Genomic DNA, 6,358 nt, shown 5'->3' on the forward strand with positions numbered 1-6,358 from the left:
GGTGCCCCGTGACACCCCGCCCGACCCGCGACCGCCGGTGGCTACAGGTTGCCGCGGCGGGCCTGCTCGCGCTCGATCGCCTCGAACAGGGCCTTGAAGTTGCCCTTGCCGAAGCCCATCGAGCCGTGGCGCTCGATGATCTCGAAGAAGACGGTCGGACGGTCCTGGACCGGCTTGGTGAAGATCTGCAGAAGGTAGCCGTCCTCGTCTCGGTCGGCGAGGATCTTCAGTTCGCGCAGGGTGTCGATCGGGACGCGGGTCTCGCCGACCCACTCCCCCAGCGTGTCGTAGTAGGAGTCGGGCGTGTTGAGGAACTCGACGCCGGCCGCCCGCATCGTACGGACCGTCTGGACGATGTCGCCCGTGTTGAGGGCGATGTGCTGGACGCCCGCACCGCCGTAGAACTCCAGGTACTCGTCGATCTGGGACTTCTTCTTGGCGATGGCCGGCTCGTTGATCGGGAACTTGACCTTGAGCGTGCCGTCGGCGACGACCTTGGACATCAGCGCGCTGTACTCGGTGGCGATGTCGTCACCCACGAACTCCTTCATGTTCGTGAAGCCCATGACCTTGTTGTAGAAGCCGACCCACTCGTTCATCCTGCCGAGCTCGACGTTGCCGACGCAGTGGTCGATCGCCTGGAAGGTGCGCTGCGCGGGCGGCTCGACCATCGGCTTGGCGGCGACGAAGCCGGGCAGATACGGGCCGTCGTAGCCGGAGCGCTCGACGAGGGTGTGGCGGGTCTCGCCGTAGGTGGCGATGGCGGCCAGGACGACCGTGCCGTGCTCGTCCTTCCGCTCGTACGGCTCGGCGACCGAGCGGGCACCGTGCTCCAGGGCGTAGGCGTAGGCGGCGCGCGCGTCCGGGACCTCGATGGCGAGGTCGACGACACCGTCGCCGTGCTCGGCCACGTGCTTCGCGAGGAAGTGGCCCCAGTCGGTGGTGGGCTTGATGACCGACGTGAGGACGAAGCGGGCGGAGCCGTTCTCCAGGACGTACGCAGCGGTCTCGCGGCTGCCGTTCTCCGGTCCGGAGTAGGCGACCAGCTTCATGCCGAAGGCGGTGGAGTAGTAGTGCGCCGCCTGCTTGGCGTTGCCCACGGCGAAGACGACCGCGTCCATTCCCTTGACCGGGAAGGGGTCGGCCTGCCGGGCGGTGTCGGGAGTGTGGTGTGTGGTCTGCGTCATAGTCGCAGGGTCTCCCTGCTCGGCAAGGTGCGCAATAGTTTGCGTATCAGCTGGGCAATCTGTTCAACAGTACGGCCGTATCGTCGGCCTTTCTGTACAGGATGACCATGCCCGGAGGCTGCTGTGACGATCGACCATCTGGACGGCCGGATCATTCTGCTGCTCGCCCGGGAGCCGCGGATCGGGGTGCTGGAGATGTCCCGGCGGCTGGGAGTGGCCCGGGGCACCGCGCAGGCGCGGCTGGACCGGCTTCAGTCGAACGGAGTCATCCGCGGATTCGGTCCCGAGGTGGATCCGGCCGCGCTCGGCTACCCCGTCACGGCGTTCGCCACGCTGCAGATCCGGCAGGGCCAAGGGTCCGACGTACGGGCGCACTTGGCGACGGTGCCGGAGGTGCTGGAGCTGCACACCACCACCGGCACCGGAGACATGATGTGCCGGCTCGTGGCCCGCTCCAACGCCGATCTCCAGCGTGTGATCGACCGGGTCGTCGGTTTTGATGGCATCGTCCGGGCCTCGACGGCGATCGTCATGGAGAACCCCGTTCCGCTGCGGATCATCCCGCTGGTGGAGCAGGCCGCGGAGGAGACCTGACGTGTAGGGGTGAGCGCGTGTGAACTTCTGGGAGTACCTGGTCAACCGGCACCAGCAGCTGCTCACGGACGCCTATCAGCACGCGAGCGCCGTCTTCCAGTGCATGGTCGTGGCGACCGTGCTCGGCGTGCTGATCGCCGTCGTCAGCTACCGCAGCGAGTGGGCGGGGAACCTCGCGACCACCACCACCGCCACCATCCTGACCGTGCCGGCGCTCGCCCTGATCGGTCTGCTCATCCCCATCGTGGGCCTCGGCGTGCCGCCCACGGTGGTCGCGCTGACGCTGTACGGGCTGCTGCCGGTGGTGCGCAACGCGATCGTCGGGCTGCGCGGGGTCGATCCGACGCTGGTGGACGCGGCCACGGGCATCGGGATGTCCCGGCCGGCCCGGCTGCTGCGGGTCGAGCTGCCGCTGGCCTGGCCCCCGATCCTCACCGGGATCCGGGTCTCCACCCAGATGCTGATGGGCATCGCGGCCATCGCGGCGTACGCCTCGGGACCCGGTCTCGGCAACGTCATCTTCCGCGGCCTGGCCTCGCTGGGCAGCGCCAACGCGCTCAACCAGGTCCTCGCGGGCACGCTCGGCATCATCATCCTGGCCCTGCTGTTCGACGCCGCGTACGTCCTGATCGGACGGCTGACCATCCCCAGGGGGATCCGTGCCTGAGACCGGCGACCACGGCGCGTCCATCGCGCTGGAGAGCCTGACCAAGCGCTACCCCGGCAGTGCGCAGCCGGCCGTGGACAACGTGAGCATGGAGATCAAGGCGGGCGAGGTCGTCGTCTTCGTCGGCCCCTCGGGCTGCGGCAAGTCGACCACGCTCAAGATGATCAACCGGCTGATCGAGCCGACCGGCGGCCGCATCCGCATCGGCGGCGAGGACGTCACCGACATGGACCCGGTCAAGCTGCGCCGCAACGTCGGCTACGCCATCCAGTCCGCCGGGCTCTTCCCGCACATGACGGTCGCGCAGAACATCGGGATCGTCCCGAGGATGATCGGCTGGCCGAAGGCGCGGATCAGGGAACGGACCGAGGAGCTGCTCGACCTCGTGGGCCTGGACCCCGGGGAGTTCCGCGGCCGCTACCCGCGTCAGCTCTCCGGCGGGCAGCAGCAGCGCGTGGGCGTGGCCCGGGCCCTGGCCGCCGATCCCCCCGTGCTGCTGATGGACGAGCCGTTCGGGGCGGTGGACCCGATCACCCGGGACCACCTCCAGGACGAGCTGATCCGCCTCCAGCACGAGCTGCACAAGACGATCGTCTTCGTCACCCACGACTTCGACGAGGCGATCAAGATCGGCGACCGGATCGCCGTGCTGCGCGAGCGGTCGCACATCGCGCAGTTCGACACCCCCGAGGCGATCCTCACCAACCCGGCCGACGACTTCGTGTCCGGGTTCGTGGGCGCAGGCGCGGCGCTGAAGCGGCTGAACCTGACCCGCGTCCGGGACGTGGAGATCACCGAGTATCCGACGGTCACCGTCGACGACCCGTTGCAGCAGATCTTCAACCGGCTGCGGACCAGCGGCAGCAACGAGATCCTGCTGCTCGACCGGCGCGGCCGCCCCTACAAGTGGCTGCGGCGCGGCGACCTGATGCGGGCCCGCGGCTCGCTGGCCCGCGCCGGGACGCTGGTGCACGACACGGTCACCCGCGACGCCACCCTGCGGGACGCGCTGGAGGCGGTGCTCACCGACAACGCCGGGCGGGTGGCGGTGACCGGGCGGCGCGGGGAGTACACCGGCGTCGTCGACATGGAGACCCTCATGAACTCCGTGCACGAGATGCTGGAGGCCGACCGGCTCGACGCGATGGAGCATCAGCACGAACTGGAGTCGCTGCGGGCCTCGCAGACGCACGCGGAGCAGGAGGGGGCCCAGGACCCGGCGGGCGTGAGCGGCCCGGGAGCGGAGCGGTGACGGCCACGGAGGTCGGCGAGACCGCCGAGCCCGTCGAGAAGAGACCCCAGCCGGAGCGCCGTCCCGCCCGGCTCACCTGGCAGAAGCTGACGTTCCTGCCGGTGGCCCTGATCGCCGTGCTCCTCGCCACCTGGCTCTGGTTCCAGCAGGCCGACCTGGACGCGCTCACCCGCAACGCCCTGTCGGGCGGTCAGGTCACCAAGGCGCTGTGGCAGCACATCCAGCTGACCGTGATCTCCACGTTCTTCGTGCTGATCATCGCGATCCCGCTGGGCATCCTGCTGACCCGCGGGGTGATGAGCAGGGCCACCCCGGTGGCGATGACGTTCGCCAACATGGGTCAGGCGACCCCGGCGATCGGCCTGCTGGCCCTCCTGGTGATCTGGCTGGGCATCGGCCGCAGGGCCGCCCTGATCGGCATCATCATCTACGCCATCCTGCCCGTGCTCGCCAACACGATCGCGGGCCTGAAGGCGAACGATCCGACCCTGCTGGAGGCGGCCCGCGGCATCGGCATGTCCCCGACGGGCGTCCTGGCCCGGGTCGAACTCCCGCTCGCGGTCCCTCTGATCCTGGCGGGCGTGCGCACGGCCCTCGTCCTGAACGTCGGCACGGCGACCCTGGCGGTCTTCGGCGGGGGCGGTGGCCTCGGCGTGCTGATCACGACCGGCATCACCAACCAGCGGATGCCGGTGCTGGTGCTGGGGTCGATCCTCACGGTGGTGCTGGCGCTGCTGGTGGACTGGCTGGCGTCGCTCGCCGAACTGCTGCTGCGGCCACGGGGATTGCAGCCATGAGGCGGCGTACGTGCCTGGCGGCGGCGGGCCTGCTGCTGGCAGCGGCCGGCTGCGGCCTGACCAGCGGCTCTCCGCTGACCGACGACGTGGAGCCGGGGTCGATCGGACGGGGTGAACCGCTGAAGGGCGCGCATCTGACGGTGACGTCGAAGTCGTTCACCGAGCAGCTGATCCTCGGCTCGATCATGGGCATCGCGTTCGAGGCGGCCGGGGCGGACGTGATCGACCGCACCGGCATCCAGGGCTCCATCGGCAGCCGCGAGGCGGTCCGCAAGGGCGACGCGGACGCCGGGTACGAGTACACGGGCACGGCCTGGATCACGTACCTCGGGCACAGCAAGCCGATCACCGACCCGCAGGAGCAGTGGGAGGCGGTGAAGAAGGAGGACGCGGGCAACGGGCTGGTCTGGCTGCCGCCGTCGAAACTCGACAACACGTACGCGCTGGCGATGAACCAGGAGAACGCGAAGAAGTACGGCACGAAGACGATGTCGGACGTGGCGAAGCTGGCGAAGTCCGACCCGGGGGCCGTGAAGCTCTGTGTGGAGGTCGAGTTCGCGAACCGGGCGGACGGGCTGCCGGGCATGCAGAAGGCCTACGGCATGAACGTGCCGGCGCGGAACATCACGCAGATGGACACCGGGATCATCTACACGCAGACCGCGAAGGGGAACTGCACGTACGGGGAGGTGTTCACCACCGACGGGCGGATCAAGTCGATGAACCTCGTGGTGATGGACGACGACAAGAAGTTCTTCCCCAACTACAACGTCGCGCCGATGATCAACGCGAAGTCCCTGAAGGAGTGGCCGGCGATCGCGGAGGTCCTGAACCCGGTGACGGCGAAGCTGAACAACTCCGTGGCGCAGACGCTGAACGCGAAGGTGGATGTGGACGGGGAGGATCCCCACCAGGTGGCGCTGGACTGGCTGGTGGACGAGGGGTTCGTCAAGGAGTGAGTTACAAAGAAAGCCTTGCAAAGAGAGCTTTGCAAGGCTACCTTTGCATGCATGCCCGACGAACCAGCTCCCCGCCTGCTCGACGCCCGTTCCCTGCGCGGCCTGGCTCACCCCCTGCGGATGCAGCTGCTGGTCGCACTACGGCGCGGCGGACCTGCCACCGCCTCCCAACTGGCGGAGAAACTGGGCGAGTCCAGCGGCGCGACCAGCTACCACCTACGACAACTCGCCGCACACGGCTTCGTCGCCGACGACCCGGAGCGCGGCAAGGGACGGGAGCGCTGGTGGAAGGCGGTGGACCAAGGCATCCGGATCGACGAGACCCTGATCAAGGACCCGGATCCGACCGTGCGGGGCGCCGTCGCCCTGCTCCGGTACGAGATGGCCAACGTGCACACACGGGAGGTCGCGACCTGGCTCGGCAACATCGGCGACTGGGGCGAGGAATGGGACGGCGCCACGGACCTCAGCGACTTCGCGCTGCGGCTCACTCCCGAACTCGCCCGTGAGCTCGTCGGCAAGATGCACGAACTCATCCAGAGCTACCGCCCCCTGCCCGAGGGCACCCCGGACGCCGAGACGGTACGCGTCCACACGCACGTCTTCCCCAGCCAGACGACGCTGTGAGAGGCCATCACCCATGCACCCGGACATCCACCTCGCCCTGCACCACGCCCGCGCCGCCGAACTCCGCGCCGAAGCCGGTCCCCGTCCGGCACCCCGGCACGACCTCCGTGCACGGGTGGGCTGGACCCTCATAGAAGTCGGGCTGAAGCTCGCCACCCGGCCCGGGCCGGTCCCCGCCCACTAGTGCCGCGGCAGGCAACGTTCGCCCCGTCACGACGCCCGGCACGCTCCCCCACGCTCTCGACTCCGCTCGAGCAGGGGGTACCCCCACTCGC

The 6,358-nt window shown here is 69.1% G+C and carries 8 protein-coding genes; 7 read left to right on the forward strand and 1 reads right to left on the reverse strand.

The genetic code is table 11. The annotated features are described in order from the left end of the window. Positions 1 to 41 precede the first annotated feature (41 nt). A complete protein-coding gene (hppD, locus tag ABZ281_RS32655; protein WP_356661386.1) occupies positions 42 to 1,187 on the reverse strand; it encodes a 4-hydroxyphenylpyruvate dioxygenase in 1,146 nt (381 codons plus the stop codon). Between the two features lie 123 nt (positions 1,188 to 1,310). Here hppD and ABZ281_RS32660 point away from each other — a divergent pair, with 123 nt between their 5' ends. Genes ABZ281_RS32660 through ABZ281_RS32690 form a run of 7 tightly spaced genes read left to right on the forward strand, consistent with a single transcriptional unit; the run spans position 1,311 to position 6,267 of the window. Then, on the forward strand, positions 1,311 to 1,781 hold the full coding sequence (locus ABZ281_RS32660; protein ID WP_356661388.1) for an Lrp/AsnC family transcriptional regulator: 471 nt from the start codon (positions 1,311 to 1,313) through the stop codon (positions 1,779 to 1,781). Between the two features lie 19 nt (positions 1,782 to 1,800). Next, entirely contained in the window at positions 1,801 to 2,448 is a 648-nt protein-coding gene (locus tag ABZ281_RS32665) for an ABC transporter permease (protein ID WP_030837781.1), read from the forward strand. Beyond that, complete coding sequence (locus ABZ281_RS32670; RefSeq protein ID WP_356661390.1) at positions 2,441 to 3,700, forward strand: betaine/proline/choline family ABC transporter ATP-binding protein; 1,260 nt, start codon at positions 2,441 to 2,443, stop codon at positions 3,698 to 3,700. Before ABZ281_RS32665 ends, ABZ281_RS32670 begins: the two co-directional genes overlap by 8 nt. Then, positions 3,697 to 4,497 (forward strand): ABC transporter permease, encoded by an 801-nt coding sequence (locus ABZ281_RS32675; RefSeq protein WP_356661392.1) that lies wholly within the window; start codon positions 3,697 to 3,699, stop codon positions 4,495 to 4,497. The genes ABZ281_RS32670 and ABZ281_RS32675 overlap by 4 nt, the downstream gene beginning before the upstream one ends. Then, positions 4,494 to 5,456, forward strand: coding sequence for a glycine betaine ABC transporter substrate-binding protein (locus ABZ281_RS32680; RefSeq protein WP_356661394.1), 963 nt, complete (start codon positions 4,494 to 4,496; stop codon positions 5,454 to 5,456). Before ABZ281_RS32675 ends, ABZ281_RS32680 begins: the two co-directional genes overlap by 4 nt. Before the next feature lie 51 nt (positions 5,457 to 5,507). Further along, positions 5,508 to 6,083 (forward strand): helix-turn-helix domain-containing protein, encoded by a 576-nt coding sequence (locus ABZ281_RS32685; RefSeq protein ID WP_356661396.1) that lies wholly within the window; start codon positions 5,508 to 5,510, stop codon positions 6,081 to 6,083. Positions 6,084 to 6,096: 13 nt separating this feature from the next. Next, complete coding sequence (locus ABZ281_RS32690; RefSeq protein ID WP_356661398.1) at positions 6,097 to 6,267, forward strand: hypothetical protein; 171 nt, start codon at positions 6,097 to 6,099, stop codon at positions 6,265 to 6,267. Positions 6,268 to 6,358 lie beyond the last annotated feature (91 nt).

Source organism: Streptomyces sp. NPDC006265, from assembly GCF_040613555.1.
Taxonomy (GTDB): Bacteria; Actinomycetota; Actinomycetes; order Streptomycetales; family Streptomycetaceae; genus Streptomyces.